The 25,522-nt window shown below is 45.6% G+C and carries 18 protein-coding genes and 1 pseudogene; 12 read left to right on the forward strand and 7 right to left on the reverse strand.

Going from position 1 to position 25,522, the window contains the following annotated elements; all coding sequences use genetic code 11:
• Window positions 1-52 precede the first annotated feature (52 nt).
• A complete protein-coding gene (locus tag HDC91_RS15945; protein ID WP_183553847.1) occupies window positions 53-1,699 on the reverse strand; it encodes a P-loop ATPase, Sll1717 family in 1,647 nt (548 codons plus the stop codon).
• A 268-nt stretch (window positions 1,700-1,967) separates the two neighbouring features.
• Here HDC91_RS15945 and HDC91_RS15950 point away from each other — a divergent pair, with 268 nt between their 5' ends.
• Both HDC91_RS15950 and HDC91_RS15955 read left to right on the forward strand, forming a co-directional pair.
• Complete coding sequence (locus HDC91_RS15950) at window positions 1,968-2,990, forward strand: MBL fold metallo-hydrolase (protein ID WP_183553849.1); 1,023 nt, start codon at window positions 1,968-1,970, stop codon at window positions 2,988-2,990.
• Between the two features lie 5 nt (window positions 2,991-2,995).
• The gene (locus HDC91_RS15955; RefSeq protein WP_183553851.1) at window positions 2,996-3,577 is read left to right on the forward strand and encodes a hypothetical protein; all 582 of its coding nucleotides are present in this window, start codon (window positions 2,996-2,998) and stop codon (window positions 3,575-3,577) included.
• On the opposite strand, the gene HDC91_RS15960 is transcribed toward HDC91_RS15955, so the two are convergent.
• On the reverse strand, window positions 3,558-5,204 hold the full coding sequence (locus tag HDC91_RS15960; RefSeq protein WP_183553853.1) for a recombinase family protein: 1,647 nt from the start codon (window positions 5,202-5,204) through the stop codon (window positions 3,558-3,560). The genes HDC91_RS15955 and HDC91_RS15960 overlap by 20 nt on opposite strands.
• Before the next feature lie 303 nt (window positions 5,205-5,507).
• A complete protein-coding gene (locus tag HDC91_RS15965; RefSeq protein WP_183553855.1) occupies window positions 5,508-6,236 on the reverse strand; it encodes an N-6 DNA methylase in 729 nt (242 codons plus the stop codon).
• 583 nt (window positions 6,237-6,819) lie between these two features.
• Between HDC91_RS15965 and HDC91_RS15970 the strand changes: the two genes are divergently transcribed.
• From HDC91_RS15970 to HDC91_RS15980, 3 genes are all read left to right on the forward strand, one after another.
• Window positions 6,820-7,077 carry a hypothetical protein gene (locus tag HDC91_RS15970; RefSeq protein WP_183553857.1) on the forward strand — a complete coding sequence of 86 codons (258 nt, stop codon included), beginning with the start codon at window positions 6,820-6,822 and terminating at the stop codon, window positions 7,075-7,077.
• Window positions 7,058-7,528 carry a hypothetical protein gene (locus HDC91_RS15975; RefSeq protein ID WP_183553859.1) on the forward strand — a complete coding sequence of 157 codons (471 nt, stop codon included), beginning with the start codon at window positions 7,058-7,060 and terminating at the stop codon, window positions 7,526-7,528. The genes HDC91_RS15970 and HDC91_RS15975 overlap by 20 nt, the downstream gene beginning before the upstream one ends.
• A 126-nt stretch (window positions 7,529-7,654) precedes the next feature.
• Window positions 7,655-9,148: a recombinase family protein gene (locus HDC91_RS15980; protein ID WP_183553861.1), complete on the forward strand. Its 1,494-nt coding sequence runs from the start codon at window positions 7,655-7,657 to the stop codon at window positions 9,146-9,148.
• On the opposite strand, the pseudogene HDC91_RS15985 reads toward HDC91_RS15980, so the two are convergent.
• A pseudogene (locus tag HDC91_RS15985) lies at window positions 9,123-10,175 on the reverse strand (YifB family Mg chelatase-like AAA ATPase); the annotation flags it as partial. The gene HDC91_RS15980 and the pseudogene HDC91_RS15985 overlap by 26 nt on opposite strands.
• Window positions 10,176-10,462: 287 nt before the next feature.
• Here HDC91_RS15985 and HDC91_RS15990 point away from each other — a divergent pair.
• The gene (locus tag HDC91_RS15990) at window positions 10,463-12,421 is read left to right on the forward strand and encodes a beta-galactosidase trimerization domain-containing protein (protein ID WP_183553863.1); all 1,959 of its coding nucleotides are present in this window, start codon (window positions 10,463-10,465) and stop codon (window positions 12,419-12,421) included.
• Window positions 12,422-12,464: 43 nt separating this feature from the next.
• The gene (locus tag HDC91_RS15995; protein WP_183553865.1) at window positions 12,465-13,739 is read left to right on the forward strand and encodes a DUF3472 domain-containing protein; all 1,275 of its coding nucleotides are present in this window, start codon (window positions 12,465-12,467) and stop codon (window positions 13,737-13,739) included.
• Here the strand turns inward: HDC91_RS15995 and HDC91_RS16000 are convergent.
• Together HDC91_RS16000 and HDC91_RS16005 are read right to left on the reverse strand one after the other, a co-directional pair.
• Entirely contained in the window at window positions 13,720-14,121 is a 402-nt protein-coding gene (locus HDC91_RS16000; RefSeq protein WP_183553867.1) for an iron chaperone, read from the reverse strand. The genes HDC91_RS15995 and HDC91_RS16000 overlap by 20 nt on opposite strands.
• Before the next feature lie 19 nt (window positions 14,122-14,140).
• On the reverse strand, window positions 14,141-14,548 hold the full coding sequence (locus tag HDC91_RS16005) for a VOC family protein (RefSeq protein ID WP_183553870.1): 408 nt from the start codon (window positions 14,546-14,548) through the stop codon (window positions 14,141-14,143).
• Window positions 14,549-14,767: 219 nt separating this feature from the next.
• Here HDC91_RS16005 and HDC91_RS16010 point away from each other — a divergent pair, with 219 nt between their 5' ends.
• Entirely contained in the window at window positions 14,768-16,984 is a 2,217-nt protein-coding gene (locus HDC91_RS16010; RefSeq protein ID WP_370576846.1) for an ATP-binding protein, read from the forward strand.
• Here the strand turns inward: HDC91_RS16010 and HDC91_RS16015 are convergent.
• Window positions 16,962-17,528 (reverse strand): biliverdin-producing heme oxygenase, encoded by a 567-nt coding sequence (locus HDC91_RS16015; RefSeq protein WP_183553872.1) that lies wholly within the window; start codon window positions 17,526-17,528, stop codon window positions 16,962-16,964. The two genes, HDC91_RS16010 and HDC91_RS16015, sit on opposite strands and share 23 nt — an antisense overlap.
• A 353-nt stretch (window positions 17,529-17,881) precedes the next feature.
• Between HDC91_RS16015 and HDC91_RS16020 the strand changes: the two genes are divergently transcribed.
• The 4 genes from HDC91_RS16020 (at window position 17,882) to HDC91_RS16035 (ending at window position 25,521) form a co-directional block, all read left to right on the forward strand.
• A complete protein-coding gene (locus tag HDC91_RS16020; RefSeq protein WP_183553874.1) occupies window positions 17,882-20,215 on the forward strand; it encodes a glycoside hydrolase family 3 N-terminal domain-containing protein in 2,334 nt (777 codons plus the stop codon).
• A 30-nt stretch (window positions 20,216-20,245) separates the two neighbouring features.
• A complete protein-coding gene (locus tag HDC91_RS16025; protein ID WP_183553876.1) occupies window positions 20,246-21,784 on the forward strand; it encodes a carboxylesterase/lipase family protein in 1,539 nt (512 codons plus the stop codon).
• Window positions 21,785-21,949: 165 nt separating this feature from the next.
• Complete coding sequence (locus tag HDC91_RS16030; protein ID WP_183553878.1) at window positions 21,950-24,331, forward strand: alpha-L-rhamnosidase N-terminal domain-containing protein; 2,382 nt, start codon at window positions 21,950-21,952, stop codon at window positions 24,329-24,331.
• 434 nt (window positions 24,332-24,765) lie between these two features.
• Window positions 24,766-25,521 carry an ROK family protein gene (locus tag HDC91_RS16035; RefSeq protein ID WP_183553880.1) on the forward strand — a complete coding sequence of 252 codons (756 nt, stop codon included), beginning with the start codon at window positions 24,766-24,768 and terminating at the stop codon, window positions 25,519-25,521.
• Window position 25,522: the final 1 nt, after the last annotated feature.

Genomic DNA, 25,522 nt, shown 5'->3' on the forward strand with positions numbered 1-25,522 from the left:
TATTTCTTTAATCGTATGATAAATGGTTTAAAGGGAATAGGAGTGTAAGCGGTTAATACTTATCTGGCTCTAATTCTTTGGTATTTATTTTTAGTGCGGCATAGAATGCCTTATGAATATAAATTTTGCTATCCAGCGATATATCATTCATAACGAGTAGTACATTTTTTTCATAAAAAAACTGTATTGGATAGGTAGTGCCTTTTTTGATGCCGATAATGCCTATCTGATATAATAGAAATAAGATATGCTTCAGGAACTGCGCGAATGTAAGTTGTCCTTTTTTCCATTGTGTAATCCAAGACAACAAGTCGCCATGAAAATATTCGTTCACCATCTCCTCGAAATATAGTTCGGTGAAGTCGTCCTCTTTAATGTTTTTTACAGAAAAGCCGTTATGCTTGCCGTTTAAAAACCTTAAAATCCTTCGGAGTTCTCCGTAATTTTCCCCCCATTCATCTTCGATAGCCTGTAAACGGTCATGAGAATAGTCGATTTCAGCTCTTTTTAATACATCCAGCGTAAAGTGAGTCCTATTGTTTGCATTTTCAATCGCATGATTCACGTATGAAATAACGTCTCTAGGCCTATAAAAGGTCCTGTCTAACATATACATGAACCCATCTGTACCGTTTTTATATTGCCTATCGAATGCTGATCTAATATCGAGGTTGTTATGGGTTACCAAAAATAATCGCTTATTAAGGAACTCCTTTAATTCGATTGCAGTCCACGTTAGCTCGGCATATAATGGCTTAAATTTTTCTCTTTGCCCCCCTTTATGATTTACACCTGAAAATAATAATTGGTACAAATTGTCTCTTAGAGATATTATAATTTTAACGCCTTTTAAAACCTGAAATTCCTTGATAACCTCGATCATTGCTCCGATTAAATCGTAACGAATATCCGTAGCAATCCATTCCTTATCTAAATCGTCTATTATTACAAAGTGCTTTTGCTGATTGTCTACAAAAAGTTCCTCTTGTAATATCTTTATAATTTCGTGAATATCATGTGCCAGAGCATCGCTTATTATATGCTCAGCCTTTGTTTTGATATCGCTTTTGGTTACGATCTGATTGTTCTCCAGAGTACTGGCTTTCCCCCTGGCAGATTTAATGTCGATTCCTAGCTCATTTTCAAACCTTTTTTGAACGGTATTTTCAATTTCCTTTATTCTTACTTCAGTGTCAAGCCAAAATTCGTTACTCCATTTGTCAAAGTACTCGAAGGCTTTATCTCTCTTCGGATTGTATTTTTTTATAAACTTCTCTTTCAAGTTAACGAACCAGTTGTTTTTTTTCTTATTATCATATGAGAAGTAAAGTCTTAATAATTCGATGACGAAAACATGCTTCCATAGTATCTTGTAAAAAAAATTTAGATTAACATCATTATCTCTAAAATATTGTAAGAGAGTAGAGTTTGATAGGAACCTTAAGGACATTGCCTCAGGCTCTATCCGAGTTACTTTCTCTTGCGTGGATTCTATGTTTTTTAAAATCGCAGACTTCCCGCTGCCGGTTCTACCTATTAATATGGACCTTTGGTTAGTAGTGTCTAATAAAGCCTCTAATGCATCTTTTTCTATAAATGCCTGGTCAAGTAACTTATCCGTTTCGGCATCTGGAGACCCTATCTCTAAATATTTAGTAAACTTAAATTTTTTGATTATTTGGCTTTTTTTGCTTCCCATAAATTGGTCTAGATTAACAATTTATAAATATAAAACAATAAATGTGTTGGTCGCGCCTGAAAACTCGTGAAATTTATTCTAAGCCAATAATTAATGGCACGTAGAATTATAGATACCCCTTAGCCATTTTTAAAAATTCCTTAATCTATAGTTTAACTTCCGATTGTCTCAGTTTGTGCTTAAGAGCTTTATTTCCTTAACGAACTTGTTTGCTAAAGATAGTTATGAAAAATTTATGTACATTTATGCTAAACTAACCTTGCACAACATGTCGATCATCCATTTCCTAAACGTCCTGGAAGGGGACTGCAATATCATCCAGCATGACTCAGATCGGGTTACCGTCATAGACATGAGTAACGCGTATGACCAAGACGACACCCCCGAAGAGGCGGCGGTTAAGGCTTCCCAAAAAAGAGCCGAAATGAAGGCGAGAACTGGCGTTCCTCCTAACAAGACTAACTACCGGCAAAAGGAGCACCCGGACAACCCCATTGATTATCTGACCAAGATAAACGTTGATACAATATTCCGCTTCATTATCACCCATCCCGACATGGACCACCTGGACGGCATCAAGGACCTGTACAAAAACTTTGCGGTGCTTAATACCTGGGATACCGACAATACGAAGTTTATAGACGTGAATAACTTCTTCGCCGGCTACAACAAGGACGACTGGAAGTTTTACACGGACATCCGGGACGGGCGATATACCGGCGGCAAGCGGCTGACCAATTACGACTACAGTGACCATGAGTACTGGCCAAGTGACTACTTAAAGATCCTCTGCCCGACCGAGGGGCTCGTTCAGCAGGCTAACGAAAACGAGTCGTATCACGACCTTTCCTACGTGCTTCTCTACACGCCCCCCAAGCGGGGCGGTGGAATTTGGAAGATCCTGTTTGCAGGGGACAGCGAGGACCGCTCCTGGGACTACATACTGGAGCAGTACGCTGATGCCGTTACCGATATCGACATCCTGTTCGCTCCCCACCATGGAAGGGATTCCGGCAGGGACTTCGGTTTCATCGATATCCTGAACCCCAAAATTACACTGTTTGGCAACGCGAGCTCCGCCCATCTGGCATATACCAAGTATCCGGAGATTCGGATAACCAACAACCAGGCGGGATACGTGATACTGGATATCAGCGAAAGCAGGATCGAGATACTGGTGAAGAACCAGGAATTTGCCCGGGACTTTCGCCTTAATCCGAAGAGAAACTTTGGGGAACCAGTTTATAATAATACTCACGAAGCCTGGCCAATCGGCCAGCTAAACGCATAACCATTATGAACTTTAAGGCTTACGCCATCCTATCGTCCCTGGTGCCAGGATTCTTAATCCTGCTGGCCTTACAGCATGTACTGAATGTAAGATTCGATAAAGACCTCGTGGTCGCGTACACAGCTGTAGCATTTTTATTCGGCTACATAATGAATACCGCCTCAAGCTGGCTGGAGGGCTTTTATTTCTGGACATGGGGAGGCAAGCCCTCTTCAAATCTACTAAAGGGCAAAGGCATTTGGAAGGTCAAGTTTTATGAAAGCGAAAAGGCAATGGAGCTGCTTTCAGCCGAATCCTGGAACGCTTCGCCAGGCCCCGACGAGCTGTTTTCAATCGCCATGCGCCATGCAAACGGGGAAAAGGACTCAAGGGTGGAAGATTTCAATGCGCTTTATGCCTTCTCAAGGGTGTTGCTGACCACCTCGCTTATTGGCGGAATACCCCTCATTGTCCAAAGCTATCACGATTGGCGATATTACCTGGTCGTACTGCCTGTAATCATCATTCTTTGGCTGAGATGCAAGCAGCGCGGATATTACTATTCAAAAGAAGTACTGAATTCATACCTTAAGAAGAAGGCGAGTTAAGGTCTATTGAGTACGAGGCATTAAAACTTGAAAGCTCTTCATAAACTGTCGTCCAAAACGCCTTGCTGTCTAAAAGCATTTTGGCAGAGGGAGGTAAAACACCAGAGTACAGGGTGTTTTTTTCTCCGTCTCTTAAGTCCGCTCTAAAGAACTTGTACCTGTCAATTAGCTCTTTCGCTTTATAAATGTTACATATTTGGGGTGTTCGAAATTCTATTCCATTATAGATTATACCTTGTGGAAATACGAACACTTGAAACCGCTTTCTTTCTTCTAATGAAGCTTTTTGCCATAAGGCATCAGGACTACTCAATATTTTAGCGGCAAACTTCATTAAGTCATTTATGCTCGTGCATTCCTTAGGTTTGCTACGTAATATTTCTTTAAGTTCCTCCAACTCAGCATCTAAAATGTGAACTCTGTCTTTTAAAACATTTGTCGTAATACCACCTACGTCATGTAACTTGATAAGTTTATTAATCTCATCATTAATATCTGTAATTCTTTTCTTAATTTCCTCATCATTGGCTCTTTGCTTATTGGCATGTTCACCGAAGAACTTTATTAGATGTTTCTTTATAGCTTTCAAATGCACTGTATCAAACGTATATTTTGACAGAAATTCAACGAATTTTTGTTCAACAAGTTCCTTTCTAATAGTTGTGCCTGGTAAGCTAAAAGAATAATAGGGGTATTTCTTGCATTTTCCTTTAGACCAGTAGCCCGTTAGTTGTTTCCCGTCTTCGTTTACAACAAACCGCCGCAATGGGAAATCGGGGTTGTCATGGATATAGTGCTTTATTTTATGCCTTCTCCCAGCGAGTGCCGCCTGTACGTCGTCAAACAATTCCTCGCTTACAATTGGCTCAAAAATGCCTTGTATTTTCGTTCCAAACTTTAATATTAAGCCTTTATATATTGGATTTCGAATAAGTTTAAAAAAATGGCCCCGATGTATTGTTAACCCCTTCTTACTGGTTAAGCCCTTTGCGGTTACTTTCAATCTAACTTCTTCAGTCGAATACATGCGCAATGCAATCAGTTCAAACGCCTCTTTAATTAACGGTGCCATATTATTGAGCACTATATTTGACTTGCCATTCACCTTTGCATTGTCATATCCTGGTGGTGCTTTCCAGACATAGCGCCCTTCATTCATTGCCTCGCGCATACCGCCAATACATCGCTCTGTCCGAACATCGTTGTCAAACTGTCCGACATTTGCAATAATGTTTTCCATGAATCGCCCGGCGGGGGTATCCTCAAAAAATTCTGTAACCGATTTGATGATAACATCATACTTTTTAAGTCGAACCTTTATAAAGCTATAGTCCGCAATGTTGCGGCTTATACGATCAACCTTGTATGCTATAACTGCATTTACATTGCCTTTCTTGGTCGTACAAAACGCGAGCAATCTTTGTAGCTCCCTTCTCTTTGCGGTTTTTGCGCTCTCTCCTTTTTCAATAAATATCTCAACTACTTCATAGCCTTCCTTTAGAGCGTACTCGCGACAAATACGCTCTTGTGATACAAGGCTGTTTCCTTCTTCAACTTGTTCTTTTGTGGATACGCGACAATAGATTACAGCTCTTTTTGTATTGCTATCCTGAGTTTCGTATATCATGGAAGTACATGTTAACTACTAATTCCGCTAATTGCTTAAGCAATAGTTCCTCTTTTAAGCCTAAAACGGAGCAATCAACAACGTCTTTGTTGCTACACAATAGACTTGATTGCTCCGTTTTAGATACGTTATTTAACTGTCTATTGTGTAGCAAATCCATAATATCACAATTGCTTATTTGATAAAAGAAGTATGGCATAGTGTGGAAATATAAATAGATAGGGATATTTTATTACCAAAGGATTTTACTTGTCTTAGCCGTATGAAAAAACACGCCGGTTAAACCAGCGCGTATCTAACTATTCAAATAACTTGCCCTGAATCCATACCATGGGTTTCAAGTCTCGTCGGATTAAATGGCGTGTCAAATGCTGTTTTGTGCAGGGTTTGTAAAGGTCTTTTCCATAAAACGCTTTCCTCGGGGTCGGTAAATTCAACATAGTAGGGGTAGTGGTATCCATCTTTTAAAATCACGGTTCCCAATCTATATCCCCGGTAAAACGTATTTGACAGGCTATCCATATGGGCGATTTCCCCGGACAGGGAATTAAGCAGCATGTTCGCCACTGCCATCTTGCAGCATAATAGGTCTATATCGGCACCGTATAATAGCAAATGCCGGTTTATCTTAGCCGCGGCCAACAGCATCCTGCCTGAACCGCAGGCCGGGTCGCATACGGTTTGCCCTGGTTTGGTATGTTCGCCTATAGCACAGGCGGCTATCAACCCTGCTACATGTTCTGGAGAAAAGAACTGACCATGCTGGCCTTTTGAGATTAGCTTCTCATACATCGTTCCGATGGGGTCTTCAAACCCTTCCGACAATTCGCCAATCTCGGAGAGCACCGCAACTAACGAATCCTCTCTTTTATTGGCGACAAATTGTGCCAATGTTTGCTGCTGCTCTTCCTTGCTTTCGTAGTATTTGAAGGGCAGCAGAAAATGGTCGAGCAGTTCCTCAAAGGCAATGGCATAATTGTGTCCGTACGCATACTCTTTGAACAGGGCAAATAGCTTAGATGTGTCTTTCATGTGATAAATTTTGAAGTGAACAATTTCAAAAAGTATCGCACATTTGGTCATTAAGCAAAAGACATGCATGTTAATTTTCTTCCATGTTTTTTCCACAATCTTTTACCTCCCTTATCATACAATTTCTCCATTGCTATTGTGTACCTTATGGAACGAGGACAACAACCCATTCCAAATAGATTACGCATGCATCGCAAACTGATGCGGTACAAGCAACGCCACGTTGCGGAGCTCCTGGGACTGCACTCAACCACGCCCCTCTCATTATGGGAGAAGGGTGCGGCGCTGCCTAATAGCTACCACCTCATCAGGCTCTGCGTGATATACAAGACGCTGCCCAACGAACTGTATTGGGACTTGTTCCAGGAACTTCAAACAGAAGTAACGGCCAAAGAACTGGAACTCTTCAAAAGAATATAACCATCACTGTCCTTTATGCACACCTTGGTATCTTTTGGCATGTCCGATAGAAAATAACACTGATACAATATTGAGTGATTATTTATATATCGAACGAACAAGCGAATAATATATAAAAACGAGCGAGCGTGAGCGATGCAATTAACAGCACATTAACAATACAATGCACCCTATCAAAACCTATATGTACACGCCAGTTGAAATACAGTTAGCGCACGAAATAGCAGAACAATTGCACGACCACGGCGCGCTGTCGCTGTACCTGACATACGCCAAGCAGTATCCGCACGAGAAGCTTCGCGAACTGTTGGAGAAAGTGAACTCCGTTCCCGACAGGGAAATCAAGCGTACACGTGGCGCACTCTTCACCTTCCTTGTCGGCCAATACCACAAATACGGCGATGGTCATTCTCGGAATTAGCCTGGGCACCAGGACGTCCGGCATAGCGATACTCGACAGCGGCAAGCTCATCGCCTGGAACACCCTTTCTTTCCGGCACCGATGGTCCGAGAAGAAGGCACACAAAATAGTGTCCCGCTATGACTTGTACCTGCGCAACCATCGGGTGACAGCAGTCGTGTTGAAAATCCCGCCGTTAACGCACCATACGGAAGCCCTGCTTACCCTCCTAAAAAAACTGCAAGAACTCTTTACCTACCACGGCTGCATGGTCGAGTACAAGACGAAGGCCGAAGTAAAGGCAGCCATTCCCGAAGTGCGCAATACCCGGCAGCTGATCGAATACACCACCGACCTCTACCACTGCCTCATACCGGAACAGGTGCATGAGCTTCGCAGCAAGAACAAGTACCACCATAAGATGTTTGAAGCTGTGCTCGTGGCGCACCTGCACAAGCCAAAGCCTAAATAGTTCTTTCATACAGTCCCGCTTCGGGGCTGTATTTATTTCATTAACCTTTTTACCTCCCTATATGTGAATTGCAATAATTGGTATCTTTAATAAAAACCGATTCCTTTCACAATTAAACACTTACCAATGGAACATAAACGCATTGGCATATGGATACGCGTCAGTACCGATATGCAAGTCAAGGACGACAGTCCCGAACACCACGAAAAGCGCGGCAGGCTCTATGCCGAAGCCAAAGGCTGGCAAATTATGGAAGTGTACCGGCTTGAAGCGGTGAGCGGCAAGTCCGTCATGGCGCATCCCGAAACAAGGCGTATGCTTGCAGACATCAGGAGCGGGCACATAACCGGCCTGGTCTTCTCAAAGCTAGCCCGATTGGCCCGCAGCACCAAAGAACTTTTGGAGTTTGCCGAAATCTTCCGTACGGAACATGCTGATCTCATTTCACTAGCCGAAAACATCGATACGAGTTCTCCGGCTGGCCGTCTCTTCTTTACGATCATTTCCGCCATGGCAGAATGGGAGCGCGAAGAGATCGCAAGCAGGGTAGCGGCGTCGGTGCCCATACGCGCCAACATGGGGAAGTCCCTCGGCGGGCAAGCGACATTTGGTTATAGATGGGAAAACAAGGCACTGGTCGTTGACGAGAATGAAGCACCAGTGCGCAAGCTGATGTACGAGCTATTTGTCAAATACCAGCGAAAACTCACCACCGCAAAAGCGCTGAACGACCTTGGGTACAGAACCCGAAACGGCTCACTGTTTACCATGACGACTGTGTCGCGCTTGCTTCGTGACAGTACGGCCAAAGGTGAGCATCGTGCCAACTACACCAAAAGCAGCGGGGACAAGAAGAAGTGGATAATCAAACCGCAATCCGAATGGATTGTCCAGCCCTGTCCGGCAATCGTTTCAGCGGAACTATGGGATCAGTGCAATAGTATCTTAGATGCCCAGGAACGCACTGTGACGAAACCAGGGCCTAAGGCAGTGTATATGCTGTCGGGCTTTGTAAAGTGTACCTGCGGCAAGACGATGTACGTCTATCAGCATTCGAAGAACTTTGCCTGTAAAACTTGTAAAATCAGAATTGCGGTATCTGACATTGACGAGATATACCAAACCTATCTGAAGGACTATCTCGGCAACATCAATCATGATGAGTATCTTTTGCAATCCGACTTGCAATTGCAGGAAAAGCAAGCCCTGCTTGAAAGTACGCTGAAAGAACGTACTAAGCTCGCAAAGCGGATGGATGCGCTTATCGCGCTGCGGGTTGATGGGGAAGTGACCAAAGAACGCTTTACAGAGCAGTACGCGCCGCTTGAAGCCCGTTTGTCTCAACTAGACATCCAACTGCCCGAACTTGAAGCTGAAATCGACATCCGATCAATGCAGCTCATTTCGAGCGATACCGTACTTCATGAGGCAAAGGCATTGTATGAAGAATGGGGAAACATGCCGTTTGAACAAAAGCGGGGTATAGTGGAGACGATAACGACCAGCATTGAAATCGGCAAAGAGGACATCACCATTACCCTGGCGTACGCTCCGCCTATTCCTACAAATCCGAAGAATAGTGCACGCACGGTCACGGGTTCATACTTGCCACTAACATAAAGCTGCTTGGGTAATCCACAGTGAATTTAGCACGCGATATGGTAACCCGGCGCTCTTCGAGCGGCTGGCGCATTACCTCAAGGGCGGTACGTTTAAACTCGGGCAATTCGTCCAGGAACAGTACGCCATTGTGCGCAAGTGATATTTCGCCGGGCTGCGGGTTGCTTCCGCCGCCAACTAATGCCACATCGCTGATGGTATGGTGCGGCGAACGGAACGGCCTGGTGGTAACCAGCGCATCGGCGGCTGAAAGCTTGCCGGCAACCGAGTGGATCTTGGTAGTCTCTAACGACTCGTGCAGGCTCAATGGCGGCAATATAGATGGCAGCCTGCGTGCAAGCATGGTTTTACCAGCGCCCGGGGGGCCTATTAGTATTACGTTATGGCCGCCTGCGGCGGCAATTTCTAAAGCGCGTTTTATATTTTCCTGTCCCCGTACTTCACTAAAGTCGCTGTCGTAGGCGGTAAGGCTGTTAAAAAACTCGTCGCGGGTGTTTACCACTTCGGGCTGCAGGGTGGTATCACCATTAAAAAAATCGGCTACCTGTTTAATGTTTTCTACGCCGTAAACTTCCAGGTCGTTAACAATAGCGGCCTCGCGCGCGTTTTGCTTTGGCAGGATAAAACCTTTAAACCCTTCTTTGCGTGCCTGTATCGCAATAGGTAAAGCACCTTTAATGGGTTGTAAACCACCATCAAGCGATAGCTCGCCCATGATAAGGTATTTGTCCAATGCTTCAGCCTCAATCTGGCCTGATGCGGCTAAAACACCTGTAGCAATAGTGAGGTCATAAGCCGAACCCTCTTTCTTAATATCAGCAGGCGCCATGTTAACCACCACCTGTTGGCGTGGCATGCGGTAGCCGCAATTTTTAAGCGCCGACTCGATGCGGAAGTAACTTTCTTTTACAGCGATATCAGGCAAGCCCACTATAAAATACTTGGTTCCTGCCGCAATATTCACTTCAACTGTAATGGTAATAGCCTGTATACCATAAACCGCACTTCCAAAGGTCTTAACTAACACGTGATAGGATTTTTATAAACCGAAAGATATAGAATTTATTTGAGGCGCTAATTGAAATATTGATTATTCTTCATCAACCGCTAATGACCGGAATTTCTTGAAAAAACCTGAAAATTCCCGACTTTTTTCCGGGTAAATCCGGGTGATTTACACCGTTTATCAATGTTATCAAATTGCCCGGCGCGTTTGCCGGGTTTGTTGCAAAACGAGCGCGATCCTCCCTTTTTAAAACCATTCGTTTTTTAAAAAGTTACTTATTTACAGGATGAATTTCTGCAGACAGTAAAATGCAAGATCAGCTCAAACAACAAGCTACACCCATAATGATTGGCGCCGAGGTTTTTATTGAACCCGGGCAGACCGGCGAAGAAATAGACCTTTGGTTTAGCCGCCTGAAAGAGGCCGGCATGACCGTTACCCGTATCCGTTTATTTGAAACCTATATGCACAAGCCCGACGGCAAATGGGATTTTGCTTTATTTGATGAAGCTTACAAAGCCGCCGAAAAATATGGCATCAGGGTTTATGGCAACCTTTTCCCCGCTACGGCCTTCAACGACCTGGGGGGACTAAAGTTCCCGAAGGATGAGGACCACCTGGGCGCCATTGAGCGATATATAGAGAACGTTGTTAACCATTTTAAACAGTTTAAAGCCTGTTACGGTTGGGTGCCGGTAAACGAACCCGGCGTTGGTCATTTTCCGCAAGAACAATTTGCTACCGATAAATACCGCGAGTGGAAAGCCGGGCAGGCTGCGGTTGAATACAACAGTGGGGGTTACGATCATTTTGATTTCGCCGACGAGCGTTTTCACCTGTATTACAACACCTGGTTCCTGCAATGGATAACCCACGAGATACACAAACATCACCCGGGCAGCATTATTCATGTAAACAACCATGCTATTTTTAAGAATGCCGCCGAGTACGATTTTACAAGCTGGCGCGATTTTTTGACCAGCCTTGGCGGCTCGGCGCATGCCAGCTGGCATTTCAGCTATTTCAACCGCGGGCAGTATGCCTTAGCCATTTCGGCAAACTGCCAGATCATCCGCTCGGGCGCGGACAATATCCCCTGGTTCATGACCGAACTGCAAGGCGGCAACAATACCTATAGCGGCTTTTTATCGCTTTGCCCTACCAAAGAAGAGATATGCCAGTGGTTGTGGATAGCCATTGGCAGCGAAAGCCGGGGCGCCATTTTTTGGTGCCTTAACCCACGTTCGTCTGGCATTGAAGCCGGGGAATGGGCCATGCTTAATTACCATAATGAACCGTCGGACAGGCTATTGGCCGCTACCGAGGTCATAAGTACCGTAGACGAGCATATCGCCTTTTTCGAAAAGGCCAGAGAGGTTGAATCCGGCGTTAATATACTTTACACCCGCGAATCGTTGTGGATAGAAAAAACCCTGCAAATGGGCGGCAAAAGCTACGAGGGCCGCGACGAAGGCGGGGTAATGAAATCGGCCCTGGCCTATTTTGAAGCCTTGAGCGAGGCTGGTGTGCAGGCAAATTTTAAAGAGATCAGCGAGTTTGATTTTTCTAAAGATGACTACCGTGGCATGGCTGTCATTTTAGCCCACCAGGTTTCTATCCCCTCAAAGTATTGGCCTTTACTAATATCATTTGTACAGAAGGGCGGGCGGCTTATTGCCGATGGACTGACAGGATATTATGACGAGAACGCGGTTGCAACAATGCGGTTAGGTTTCCCCATGCGGGATCTGCTGGGCGCAGATGTACTGGAGTATAAGGCTATTGACGATATGGAAGAAATGGTGACAGATGGCATCGCTCTACAGGCGTATCAATGGAAAGCGTCGTTAAAAGCTATTACCGCCACACCTATCGCAAATAAGAACGGAGAGATAACCTCCACCCGAAATGATTTTGGAGAAGGCACGGCTTACTGGCTGCCATCGCTTGTTGGCCTTGGCAGCCGGATAATGGGCGATTATAGCCGCCTTAACGGTTTTATGGCAAAAATATTTGATGATACACTACGTAACCTGCCTTTTACATTTGAAGAGCCGCAACAGGGCGCTTTAATGAAGGTACTAAGCACCGGTAAAGAGGTTGTAACCATCATCATCAATAAGGCAACTGTAAGGCGCGAGTTTAAGCTGTTAGTAAAAGATGCCTCCTTACAACCTATTGTGATCTTCGCTAACAATGGTGGCAAAGCGGGCGGCCATTACATTAGCATACAGGCCGAAGAAACGCTGGTAATAAAATGGGTGTAACGGGTTAATTTTTTAATTTAGTCCGCTATCCGTTCCCCTTAACATGAAAAAGATCTCCCTGTTCGTGTATATTGCTTTTGCTGCTGCAATAAGCGCAAATGCTCAATCAACCAAAGCTATAATCCCGTTGGGCGGTAACGCATGGGCCACCGGGAGCGCCGTGATAACGGATGCCGGTTTAACAAACTGGAAAAGCCCCCACGATGTAACAAGCATATACGTTAGGGTTAATGCCGCGCAAAAGCTATCGCTGGCATTAATGCTGCGTGTGCCCGAGGGTAAAAGCAAGATCAGTATAAGTATTGGTAAAAACACGGTTATAAAGCAAATAAACAATACTGTCTTCGATACATTAAACATTGGCGACTTAAGGGTAAAGCCGGGTTATCTAAGGATAGACCTGAAAGGCGTTAGCAAAACTGGTAATGTTTATGCCGAAGTGGCAGACCTTTTGGTTGATAATATAAACCCGGAGAATGAGCTTACTTACGTAAAAACAGGAACATCGTTTCATTTTGGCCGCAGGGGGCCTTCTGTGCATTTGCGTTACGATATCCCGCCTGAATTAAAAAAAGATGTTAAGTGGTTTTACAACGAAATAACCGTTCCGCGAAAAACGGATGTGATAGGCTCTTATTTTATGGCGGATGGTTTCAACGGGGGATATTTTGGCATGCAGGTTAACTCGGCTACCGAGCGAAGGATATTGTTTTCAGTATGGAGCCCCTTCAATACCGACGACCCGAAAAGCATCCCCGATAGCTTGAAGATAAAACTGTTAAAAAAAGGAACATCCGTACACGGTGGCGAATTTGGCGATGAAGGCTCGGGCGGCCAAAGTTATATGAACTACCCATGGGTAGCAGGCAAAACCTATGGTTTTTTACTGGGAGCCGAGCCTGACAGTTTGCACAACACCACTACTTATACGGCTTGGTTTAAAGAAGTTAGCACAGGCAACTGGCAATTGATTGCCAGTTTTGCCAGGCCAAAAATCAACAGTTATTTAAGCGGCCTATACTCGTTTGTCGAAAATTTTGAACCTGATAACGGCGACAAAGTGCGTATGGCCCTTTTTACCGGCCACTGGCTGGGCGATAGCAACGGCAAATGGCACCAATCGCCCGGGGCTATCTATACCGGCGACGAAACTGCCCGAAAAAACTATCGGAAGGACTATGCAGGCGGCTTAAAAGATGGCAAGTTTTACCTCAGGAACGGTGGTTTTTTCGATGACATGGTTACGCTGAATCAACATTTTATGCCGGCCACCACCACGCCTCAACCAATCATCGATTTTAAAAGCCTGCCCCGGTAATCCCTTTGATCTTCTTCGTTTTTTTTGCTGCTGCATGTTCAGCATCTTCCTGTATTCTGAAGGTCACGATGTTTGCGATCAGCTCGGTTGGCAGCGGCTCGCTGTGCGGAAACTGCACCGACCCTTTTGCCCCCTTGTATGCTGCCAGCTCGTGCTTAAACTTTGCTATGCCGCTGGCGCCCGGGTAAAAGCCAACATGGCTTTCCCATCCGCCAAAATATACCAGGTTGCCATGCTGTTTGTAGGCAGGCATGCTATAACTGATAATTTCTTTTGCCTGCGGGGCAGCTTTTTTGATGATCTCCCGCATTTGGCGCAGCCTTTTTTGTACACCGGCAGGAAAGCCGCCGATGTACTCGTCAACATCTTCTGGTTTTTTCATTGTGATTGAATAATAACAATTATCTTTTGCTCATATCCATAAACAGCGCGTTCCAACGGTGGCCGTCAGGGTCCGTAAACGCACAGCCATACATCCAGCCCTGAATTTCAGCAGGCGGGGCAAAAACATTGCCACCGGCGGCTGTTACTTTACGGGCAACCTCTTCTACTTCTTCGCGGCTTTCAGCGCTGAAAGAAAAGATCACTTCGGTGCCCTTGGCGGTATCTGATATAGGGTTTTGTGTAGCCCGCTTAAATACATTTTCTACTATAAGCATCACAATGGTTTCTTTTGTTCCAACTACCAGCGGCGCCATGGTATCGCTGTTACCGGCCCCGTCTTTAAAGCCGAAACCTATAGCGTTAAAAAATTCCTTTGAGCGGTTAAGATCTTTTACCGGCAGGTTCATCCATAGGTCCTTTGTCATGGTGTTTTGTTTAAATGGTTAATGATTCAAATATAGCGGTGTTTTCATATCCCCATGGGGTGTAATTGCGACCAGTTAAAGGGTAAATGCGGACAAACCGGTTACCAGTTAAAGATATAGCGAGGTGCCTGTATATCGATGATATTACATGGACGATGATAAAGCGTATCAAATATTTTTTCATATTTGGTAAAATATTATCTTTTAACATCGCTGCCTGTGAATATCGATCTTACAAATTGTGATAAAGAACCAATACACATACCCGGCAAAATACAATCGCATGGTTTTTTGATCGTGATTGATGGGGGGTGCATTATTCAGTATCACAGCGAAAATATATCAGATTACCTTGATGATATGCCTGCCGAATTGTTAGGCCGCCACGTTAACAGCATTGAGCCCCTGATAGGCAAAAACGAACCGCCCGATTTCATCAATCAACTGATAGTGTTTGGCCGCGCAAATGGCTTTGAACAAACAAACCCTTTCAATACCGATATTCAAGGCAAATTATTTCACCTTATCATCTCAGCTTCGGCCGATAAATACCTGCTGGAGTTTGAGCCTGCACGTTCTGACAGCAGAACTGATGTGCATAAAATGATAGGGCGTTCCATATCAGAAATGCTTGCCGATAAAAGTTTGCAAAACCTTTTAAATAACAGCGCGGCACAGGTTAAAAGCATTATTGGTTACGATAGGGTAATGATATACCGCTTTGCCGAAGACGGCCATGGCGAAGTAATTGCAGAAGCCAGGAACCCGGACCTGCAATCGTGGCTGGGCCTGCACTATCCCGCATCTGATATCCCTAAGCAGGCACGCGAACTTTACAAGCATAACTTAACCCGTTTAATTGCGAATGTAAACACAGAGGCAACCGGTATTTTAACATCCGCAGATAATGATGTGCCGCTGGATATGACGAACTCGCAATTGCGCGCGGTATCGCCCATCCATATCCAGTACCTTAAAAACATGGGTGTCGATTCGAGCTTTAGCATCTCGCTGCTCTATAAAAAAGAGCTGTGGGGGTTAATAGCATGTCATAATTATTCGCCGCGCTTTATTGATTACCGCTCCCGCGAATCGGCAAAGCTCATTGGTCAGATACTATCATCCGCGCTGGAATTCAGGCAGGACGAAGAGAACCAGCAGCTGCAGGAACGCTATAAGAGCGCGGTTGACCAGCTAAGCCGGCTAATGCTTAAGGATAATAATATTGAGTATGCCTTAACCGGGCACAACGTTACCCTTTTAAACACTGTAGATGCAACAGGCGCCGTACTGATCTTTGAGAATAGTGTTACGAAGCTGGGCATAACCCCAACCGATACTCAAATAAGCGGGCTTGTACACTGGCTGAAAAACAACGTTGCTGAAACTTTTTATTACACCAGCAAGCTTCCTTCTGAATTTGCCGAAGCCGCCCTTTACCGCGATGTGGCATCGGGTATTATGGTTAGTATGCTGTCGCGCGAATTGGGCGAATATGTAATTTGGTTTAAGCCCGAGCTTCGGCAAACGATCACCTGGGCCGGAAACCCCGAAAAACCGGTGGAAGTAACACCTGATGGCATATCGCATATATCTCCGCGCCATTCTTTCGAAGCCTGGTCGCAAACGGTATCAGGCACCTCAAAAAAATGGACCGACGAAGAGGTTAAATCAGCAGTGCGTTTACGTAGCGAGATAACATACGCTATCAATCAAAAAGCCGGTGCTATCCGCCTGCTAAACGAGAAGCTAAAGCAGGCGTACGAAGAGCTGGATACCTTCAGCTTTACCATATCGCACGATCTGAAGAACCCAATATCAACCATCAAAAGCTTTACACAAATTTTGCTTAGGGATGTTGATATGAAGCCGCAGACTGTGAAAATATTGGAACGCATAAATAAGGGCACAGATAAAATGAACAATATGATCAACGAGGTGCTTGATTACTCTCGCATCGGCCGGTCGGAGTTAGTTCTGTCAGAGGTAGACCCTGCGCAAATGATAAACGATACGGTGCGCGACCTGCTTTTGATATACAATCTTGACGAAGGCAGTATAAATATTGGCAGTACCCCTAAAATACAGGGCGACCCGGTGATGCTCTCGCAGGTATTCTCTAACATCATCAGCAATGCGGTAAAATACTCAACAATGGCCCGGCCCCAGCGGGTAAGTATCGCGGGTATAGAAAACGAAGAAGAAGTGCTCTACACCATAAGCGATAATGGGCTGGGTATAGATATAAAGCAGCTGCCCCGCATATTTGAGCTGTTTCACCGTACAGATAATGTGGGCGATATAGAAGGCACCGGCGTTGGGCTTGCTATTGTAAAACGTATAGTAGAGAAGCACCGCGGTAAGATATGGGTTGACAGCGAGCCGGGTAAGGGTTCTACCTTTACCATCGCGTTTAAAAAACAGGCGCTTTATTAAACCAATAATAAAATTTTGAAAAAGTTTCATTAGCGGCGGCTGTTACCACAGCTTCCTGCTCGGGGGTGTGGCACTGGGTGTCCAGCACGTTCTTAAAGGAGGCCCACATCTCATCCGTTTTATCACCATAGCCGGCGAAAAACGACAGCCCCATATCCGTCCCTAACTGCTGTTGTATCATTTTACTAATTATCTTGCCGCCAAGGGTTGAGCCTTCAATAACATACAAAGCGCCAAGCGCTTGTAAATGGCTATGTATGGCCGGCAAATTATACCCCGTTGCTATTGCAGGCACTGTGCCTCCTAATATTAAAATATCATTGGCAATAGCCTGTGTTTTGCGCCGTTCTGTACTATCGACTAAGCTCTTGTCATCAATAGCCTTATCCATCAACATTTCCAAACCGCCAAAATAACCGTAGAAAAGCTGCAAAAGCGTAATGTACTCCGAAACCGACCGAATAGCTCTTAAATGCCCAATAAGGGCTTTTTCCAATACCTGATGATTCTTTTTTGTTTCTTCTTTCAATTTATCTGACAGCATAGGCTTTTGTTAATTTAACGCTCACGCATTTAACCTGGCAAATTGCTGAGCTATAACCCTCCTTCCGAACCTTTGGGGACGTTGGCGGCTCCATTAAAGGTATAATTATTTTGTGATGCTTTAACCCAGGCAGCTTTAAGTAGGTATAAACACTAATAATAGCATATTTTGTTTTTACAATATGGTTAACTGTACCGCTGCTCAAAATGTTTAAATACTTGATAAATACATTTATAATATATATTATTGTGTATTATTGACACAATAAGATTTAACTGTGTTATAGTAAACCAATTAAGCCATATAGGCGCATACGCCTTGCTGGAACCGCTTTAACCCTGAAAAGTGTTTTTATGAGAAGAAATTACCTGTTGCTTTTGGCATTATTGCCATACGGTGCATCGGCACAAACAAAAAAATGGACTGAAACAAAAACCGGCACCATTGCCCTGGTAACCAACAAAGGTGGCCAAAGCCTGGGCTACTCTACCGTGTCGGGTGTTAAAATACTTACCGTTGATGGTTTGGCATTTAAAGACCTGAACAAAAACGGCAAACTGGATAAGTATGAAGACTGGCGCTTGCCGGTTGATGTGCGTGCGAAAGACCTTGCCTCGAAAATGAGCGTTGAACAAATTGCGGGGCTGATGCTTTACAGCCGCCATCAAATGATACCCAGCATCCCTGTTGGGCCGTTCGCGGGTACTTATAACGGAAAAAAACTGGAGGAAAGCGGCGCAAACCCATACGACCTCTCTGACCAGCAGAAACAGTTTTTAGCGAATGACAACGTACGCCACGTGCTTGTTACCTCGGTACAAAGCCCTGAAGTTGCTGCAAGGTGGAGCAACAACGTGCAAGCCTTTGTAGAGGGTATTGGTATGGGCATCCCGGCTAATAACAGCTCGGACCCGAGGCACGGCACCGTAGCCAATGCCGAATTTAATGCAGGGGCAGGCGGCAATATTTCTATGTGGCCCGGTTCGCTGGGCATGGCCGCTACCTTTGACCCATCGGTAACCCAAAACTTCGGGCACATTGCCGCCCGGGAGTATAGGGCGCTGGGCCTTGCAACCGCGTTATCGCCACAGGTTGATATAGCAACCGACCCGCGCTGGAACCGTGTAAGCGGAACCTTTGGCGAAGACCCGCAGTTGGCCGCGGATATGGCACGGGCGTATATCGATGGCTTCCAAACCTCAACCGGTGCTAAAGAGATTGCCAACGGATGGGGATACAACAGCGTTAATGCCATGGTAAAACACTGGCCGGGCGGCGGCGCAGGCGAAGGCGGCCGCGACGCCCATTACGGGTTTGGCAAATATGCCGTTTACCCCGGTAACAATTTCAATGAAGCGATGATCCCCTTTACACAAGGCGCCTTTAAGCTTTCGGGCAAAACCGGGATGGCAGCGGCGGTAATGCCTTATTATACCATCAGCTTTAACCAGGATACCAAAAACCACGAGAACGTGGCCAACAATTACAACAAATACATTATTACCGACCTGCTGCGCAATAAATACCATTACGACGGCGTGGTATGTACCGACTGGCTGGTAACCGGCGACGAAACGGTTATCAATAGCTTCTTGTCGGGCAAATCATGGGGAATGGAAAAGGCTACCGTTGCCGAGCGTCACTACAAGATACTGATGGCCGGGGTTGACCAGTTTGGTGGCAACAACGATATGGTACCGGTTTTGGATGCTTACAAAATGGGCGTAATAGAACATGGCGAGCAATTTATGCGCGCCCGTTTCGAGCAATCGGCTGTGCGTTTATTACGCGGAAGTTTCCGTACAGGATTATTTGAGAACCCATACCTCGACGTGGAAACAACAAAGAAAACGGTGGGTAATCCGGAATTTATGAGGGCGGGTTACGAGGCGCAGCTAAAGTCGATTGTGATGCTCAAAAACAAGAGCAATGTGTTGCCGTTGCCAACCGGCAAAACCGTATATGTGCCCAAAAAATTCACCCCTGCAGGAAAAAACTTTTTGGGTATGCCGACACCTGAAAAGCTGGAATACCCGGTGAATATAGAAACGGTTAAAAAATACTTTAAAGTAACCGACAACCCGGACGAGGCTGATTACGCGCTGGTATTTATCAGCAGCCCTATCGGTCATGGTGGCTACAGCGAAGATGACGCAAAAAGCGGGGGCAATGGTTATTTACCGATTTCTTTACAATATGAAAAGTACACTGCCGAAACCGCGCGCGACACCAGTATTGCGGGTGGAGATCCGCTCGAAAAATTCACCAACCGCAGTTATAAGGGCAAATCCGAAACATCAACCAACGTAACCGATATGGCTATGGTTAATGATACCTACGCCAAAATGAAGGGCAAACCGGTTATAGTTTCGGTGAACCTGAAAAACCCAATGGCATTTGCCGAGATCGAAAAACAAGCTAACGCGATAATTGCCGATTTTGATGTGCAGGGCCAGGCAAGCCTGGATATTATTACCGGCAAGGCAGAACCATCTGCGTTACTGCCGCTGCAAATGCCATTGGATATGAAGGTAGTAGAAGCACAATACGAAGATGTACCGCACGATATGAAATGCTATACTGATTCTGAAGGCCACACGTACGATTTTGGTTACGGCCTAAACTGGAAAGGCATCATCAAAGACAGCCGCACAGCAAAGTATAGTAAAGCCGCTGCAAAACCTTAAATTGCAAAGAAAATAATTAAACAGGCTCTTATGAAACGCTTCATCGCACTGTTAAGTCTATTACTAAGCACCTTTTTCGCCACCGCGCAAAGCGATCTGAATGTTGTGCAAACCAACGCAGGTAAAATATCAGGTACCCTTAGCGGGGATAAAAGCGTTCATATATTTAAAGGCATTCCGTTTGCCGCCCCGCCTGTTGGCGAGCTGCGCTGGAAGGCACCCCAGCCGGTAACACCCTGGGCGGGAGTAAAAGATTGCACCCAATTTGCCAAAAGCCCCATGCAGGGCAAGCCCAACGAGTTTGGCGTTTACACTCGCGAGTTTTTGATAAAAGACGAGCCGCTTAGCGAAGATTGCCTGTATCTGAACGTGTGGACCGGCGCAAAGACAGCTGAAGAAAGACGCCCTGTAATGGTGTGGATCTATGGCGGCGGTTTTGTAAGCGGCGGCACCAATGTGCCCATTTACGATGGCGAAGCGCTGGCCAAAAAAGGCATTATACTGGTGAGCATCCCATACCGGGTGGGGATATTGGGGTTTTTTGCACATCCTGAACTGACCAAAGAATCGCCCAACCACACCTCGGGCAATTACGGACTGATGGACCTGCTGGCAGCTTTAAAGTGGATAAAAACAAATATAGCGGCGTTTGGCGGCGACCCAAACAATGTAACTATCGCGGGGCAGTCGGCCGGATCAATGGCGGTAAATAGTTTGGTGGCATCGCCGTTAGGCAAAGGGCTGTTTCAAAAGGCCGTTGCCGAAAGTGGTGCCAACTTCCTGGCCGGACCGTTTGGCGGCGCTGATTTACACAGGGCAGAACGTGGCGGTGTAGAAACAGCTAAAAGGCTTGGTGCATCCTCATTGGCGGAATTAAGAAAACTGCCTGCCGAAGCGCTATTGAAACAGTTCGGCGGTGGCCCTATTATTGACGGGTACGTCCTGCCGCAAAGTATCGGCGCTATTTTCGCAGCGAATAAAGAGAACCAGGTGCCGGTATTAACTGGTTGGAACGCTGACGACGCCTTTATCGGCAGGCTGCAAAACGCTGCGGATTATAAGGTGGAAGCTAAAAAACGATATGGCGCAAAAGCTGAAGAATTTTTAAAGCTTTTCCCGGCGGCCACGGATGCCGAAGCAGAAGCATCACAAATCGCCATCTCACGCGATCAAACCTTCGGGATACAAAACTACACCTGGGCAAAAGTGCAAAGCACTAAAGGCAAAGCAAAAGTTTACCTGTATCGTTTTACCCGCCGCCTGCCCGCTACCGAAGACTTTAAAAAGTACGGCGCGTTCCACACCGGGGAGGTAGCTTATGTATTTAATAACTTAAAATTTTTGAACCGCCCGTTTGAGCCGGTGGATCATCGGTTGGCCGATGTGATATCGTCGTACTGGGTAAACTTTGTTAAAACCGGTAACCCAAATGGCAGCGGCCTTCCAACGTGGCCGGCGTTCAACCCCACCACAAACCAGGTAATGATATTAGGTGAAAAGCCGGCAGCTACCACCTTACCCGATAAAGCCGCATTGGAATTTATGGTAAGGGATGCAATGAAAAGATAATTCAACTCAAGCGTCATCGCGAGGAGCGTAGCGACGCGGCAATCTTCGATGCTTATCGCCGACTTTTCTATCGAAGATTGCCACGCTATCGCTCGTAATGACGGTTTGGAGATTGATCTCGTATCATTACAAATCGTATCTTTAAAGATAACCTGTAACATTACCATGAGATCACTATTCACCGCCGCCGCTTTATTGATATGCTTTGTATGTAAAACGGCTATATCACAAAGTATAAATCCTGATATCTTAAATAAGAAATGGGCGGCGCAGTGGATCTCGGTACCTAATGAGCCCAATAAGGAATACGGCGTTTATCACTTTCGTAAAAATATCGACCTGCCTACCCGGCCCGCAAAATTTGTGATACATGTATCGGCAGATAACCGCTACAAACTGTATGTGAACCAAAAGCTGGTATCTATGGGGCCTGCCCGCGGCGATACCTATTACTGGAACTATGAAACCATTGATATAGGGCCTTATTTAGAAGCCGGCAAAAACACAGTTGCTGTATTGGTTTGGAACGATGGCGATGTACGCGCCGAAGCTCAGATATCTGAGCGTACCGCGTTTATTTTACAGGGTGATACCCATATTGAGGAAGTGCTAAACACCAACAACACCTGGAAATGTATCCGCGATAATGCTTACAAGCCTTTAACAGGTGTGGGGTATTCAACCTACTACGTTGCAGGCCCCGGCGAAATGGTGGATATGCATCAAACCCTAAAAAACTGGACGGCGCAAAACTTTAACGATAACCAATGGCTGCAAGCGCAACGCATAGATAACGGCAACCCAAAAGGTACCACCAATGGTTTTGGGTGGATGCTGGTACCATCGGCTATACCGCAAATGGAACTGAAAACGCAGCGGCTGGCATCTTTGCGCAGGGCTACAGGCATTACCGCCCCGGCAGGCTTTCCACAGGTAAAAACCAAGGTAACTATCCCTGCAAATACCAAAGCCGCCATGCTGCTTGATCAATCTTTCCTGACCAATGCTTACTTAACCCTGAACATGAGCGGCGGCGACAAAGCGGGCTTATCTTTCACCTATTGCGAATCGCCGATGGTGAATGTTGGCAATACTTACCAAATGGTAAAGCCCAACCGCAATGATATTGACGGCTATAAATTTGTTGGCCGTAAGGACAGTATTACGGCCGATGGTTCGGCAGATCAAAACTTCACTACACTGGCTTTCAGAACGTTCCGGTATATATTGGTTAACATTACCACTAAGGATGAGCCGCTGACCATCAACGATATTTACGGAACATTTACCGGGTATCCGTTTAAAATGAATGCCAAACTGCAAACCGGCAACGCCGAAAACCAGCAGATACTGGATATTGGCTGGCGTACTGCCCGCTTGTGCGCCGTGGAAACTTACTTTGATTGCCCGTACTACGAGCAGTTGCAATACATTGGCGATGGCCGCATCCAGGCCATGATATCGTACTACAACGCGGGCGACGACCGCCTTGCACGTAATGCGCTGAACCTGATAGATCACTCGCGCATTGCCGAGGGTATTACCCTGAGCAGGCACCCGTCTTATAGTCCGCAGATCATCTCTACATTCTCGCTCTGGTACATCAGCATGCTGCACGATTACTGGATGTACCGTAACGATGCCGCATTTGTAAAAGAAAAACTGGAAGGCGCGCGCCAGGTACTCGCCTTTTTCGGCAAATACCAGCAGGCCGACGGTTTATTAAAAAACCCGCCTTACTGGACGTTCGTCGACTGGATAGATACCAAAGGCTGGGATTTTGGCCAGCCGCCGAAGGATAAGGACGGCAACTCGGCCATACTGGATATGCAGCTATTATTGACATATAGGCAGGCCGCCGAAATGGAAGCCAAACTGGGTATGCCGGTTTACGCGCAGCAGTACAGCGCAAAAGCAGCACAATTAAAGTTATCCATCAACAAAAAATACTGGGATGCCGGTAAAGGCCTGTATGCCGATACCAAGTATAAAAACACCTTTTCGCAGCACGCCAATGCGCTGGCCATTTTAAGCGGGGCAGTAAGCGGCCCGGCCACAAGGGTGCTGGCAAAAAAATTAGAGCGCGATACCAGCCTGGTGCAATCAACCATTTATTTTAAGTACTATGTGCACCAGGCCATGGTTAAAGGGGGTTTGGGTAACGATTATATCAGCTGGCTGGATGTTTGGCGCAACAATATTAAAATGGGCCTAACTACCTGGGCCGAAATATCCGACCTGGAACACAACCGATCTGATTGCCATGCCTGGGGCGCCAGTCCTAACATCGAGTTTTTCCGTACGGTATTAGGTATCGATAGCTACGCTCCGGGCTTTAGTAAGATAAAGGTAGAACCGCACCTGGGTAAAATGGAAAACACATCAGGCGAGATCCCGCACCCCAACGGCAAGGTTGCGGTAAGCTACGTTAAAACCGGCGCTAAATGGAACATCAGCATTAGTCTGCCCATAAAAACAGATGGTGTGTTGGTTTGGAAAGGGAAAAGCTACCCGTTAAAAGGCGGGGTAAATAAATTTGCGATTTAATTCCCAACCCGTCATTACGAGGTACGAAGCAATCTTCGATAGAAAGATAGCCGACTTGCATGTCGAAGATTGCCACGCTATCGCTCGCAATGACGGTCAAAGAGCTGGCCTGCCCGTCATTACGAAGGTACGAAGCAATCTTCGATAGAAAGGTCGGCTACAAGTATGTCGAAGATTGCCTCGTTATTTGCAATGACGCACCTATTCCATCGCTTCAATGTCACAAAACCGAAATAATAAAACCCTGCGGCCCTAACCGGGTTAGTACTATAACGTATTCGCAGATAAAATAACGCCTAATTACATTTATGTAATTCGTTTACTGTTTATTTGGCGTTAATATTATAGCTAAATAATACCTATTTATTATTTAAAATGTGATATTTACAGGCGCAATACCTGTATACTCGTTTCAACACATTATCACCGGTTACATGAAAACTACACCATCCAATCTAAAAATTCTTTCCATTGATATCGGTGGCTCAAGTATTAAGGCTACAATATTGAACAGTAAGGGCGACCTTACTATGGATTATAAAAAGATAGCCACCCCCAATCCTGCCAATCCCGCCAACGTTGTTAAGGCTATCAATACTTTGGTGAAAGATTTCCCGGCTTACGATAAGATATCCGTGGGTTTCCCTGGCTACGTACGCAACAGCGTTGTAAAAACCGCGCCAAACCTGGGCAACGATTTTTGGAAAGGTGTTGATCTTAGAAAGCTGCTGCAGGATGATCTGGGCAAAGACGCGCAGGTGGTTAACGATGCCGACATGCAGGGCCTTGGCGTAGTGAGTGGCAAAGGGCTGGAGATGGTAATTACCCTTGGCACAGGCTTTGGCACCGCCCTGTTAATGGATGGGCATCTGCTGCCTCATTTAGAAGTATCGCACCACCCGGTATCAAAGGGCCGCGATTACGACCAGTACATCGGCGATAAAGCGCTTGATGAGATCGGAGAAAAAAAATGGAACCGCCGTATGAAGAAGGTTTTTAAAATATTAAAAACCGTATTTAATTACGACTATTTATATATAGGGGGCGGTAACTCTGACCTACTTGATTTTAAGCTGGATAAAAACATGAAAATAGTAACCAATGCCGATGGCATTAAAGGCGGGGCGAAATTGTGGCAGGAGGATAAACACCCGGTTACACATACAGCTATGGCAACCCCAACAAAATAAT

The sequence above is a fragment of the Mucilaginibacter sp. AK015 genome (genome assembly GCF_014200785.1).
Classification (GTDB): Bacteria; Bacteroidota; Bacteroidia; order Sphingobacteriales; family Sphingobacteriaceae; genus Mucilaginibacter.

Excerpts from the sequence above, each read along its gene's own strand:
- HDC91_RS15945 (WP_183553847.1), bottom strand. The coding sequence starts at position 1,699 with ATGGGAAGCAAAAAAAGCCAAATAATCAAAAAATTTAAGTTTACTAAA.
- HDC91_RS15950 (WP_183553849.1), top strand. The coding sequence starts at position 1,968 with ATGTCGATCATCCATTTCCTAAACGTCCTGGAAGGGGACTGCAATATC.
- HDC91_RS15955 (WP_183553851.1), top strand. The coding sequence starts at position 2,996 with ATGAACTTTAAGGCTTACGCCATCCTATCGTCCCTGGTGCCAGGATTC.
- HDC91_RS15960 (WP_183553853.1), bottom strand. The coding sequence starts at position 5,204 with ATGATATACGAAACTCAGGATAGCAATACAAAAAGAGCTGTAATCTAT.
- HDC91_RS15965 (WP_183553855.1), bottom strand. The coding sequence starts at position 6,236 with ATGAAAGACACATCTAAGCTATTTGCCCTGTTCAAAGAGTATGCGTAC.
- HDC91_RS15970 (WP_183553857.1), top strand. The coding sequence starts at position 6,820 with ATGCACCCTATCAAAACCTATATGTACACGCCAGTTGAAATACAGTTA.
- HDC91_RS15975 (WP_183553859.1), top strand. The coding sequence starts at position 7,058 with ATGGTCATTCTCGGAATTAGCCTGGGCACCAGGACGTCCGGCATAGCG.
- HDC91_RS15980 (WP_183553861.1), top strand. The coding sequence starts at position 7,655 with ATGGAACATAAACGCATTGGCATATGGATACGCGTCAGTACCGATATG.
- HDC91_RS15990 (WP_183553863.1), top strand. The coding sequence starts at position 10,463 with ATGCAAGATCAGCTCAAACAACAAGCTACACCCATAATGATTGGCGCC.
- HDC91_RS15995 (WP_183553865.1), top strand. The coding sequence starts at position 12,465 with ATGAAAAAGATCTCCCTGTTCGTGTATATTGCTTTTGCTGCTGCAATA.
- HDC91_RS16000 (WP_183553867.1), bottom strand. The coding sequence starts at position 14,121 with ATGAAAAAACCAGAAGATGTTGACGAGTACATCGGCGGCTTTCCTGCC.
- HDC91_RS16005 (WP_183553870.1), bottom strand. The coding sequence starts at position 14,548 with ATGACAAAGGACCTATGGATGAACCTGCCGGTAAAAGATCTTAACCGC.
- HDC91_RS16015 (WP_183553872.1), bottom strand. The coding sequence starts at position 17,528 with ATGCTGTCAGATAAATTGAAAGAAGAAACAAAAAAGAATCATCAGGTA.
- HDC91_RS16020 (WP_183553874.1), top strand. The coding sequence starts at position 17,882 with ATGAGAAGAAATTACCTGTTGCTTTTGGCATTATTGCCATACGGTGCA.
- HDC91_RS16025 (WP_183553876.1), top strand. The coding sequence starts at position 20,246 with ATGAAACGCTTCATCGCACTGTTAAGTCTATTACTAAGCACCTTTTTC.
- HDC91_RS16030 (WP_183553878.1), top strand. The coding sequence starts at position 21,950 with ATGAGATCACTATTCACCGCCGCCGCTTTATTGATATGCTTTGTATGT.
- HDC91_RS16035 (WP_183553880.1), top strand. The coding sequence starts at position 24,766 with ATGAAAACTACACCATCCAATCTAAAAATTCTTTCCATTGATATCGGT.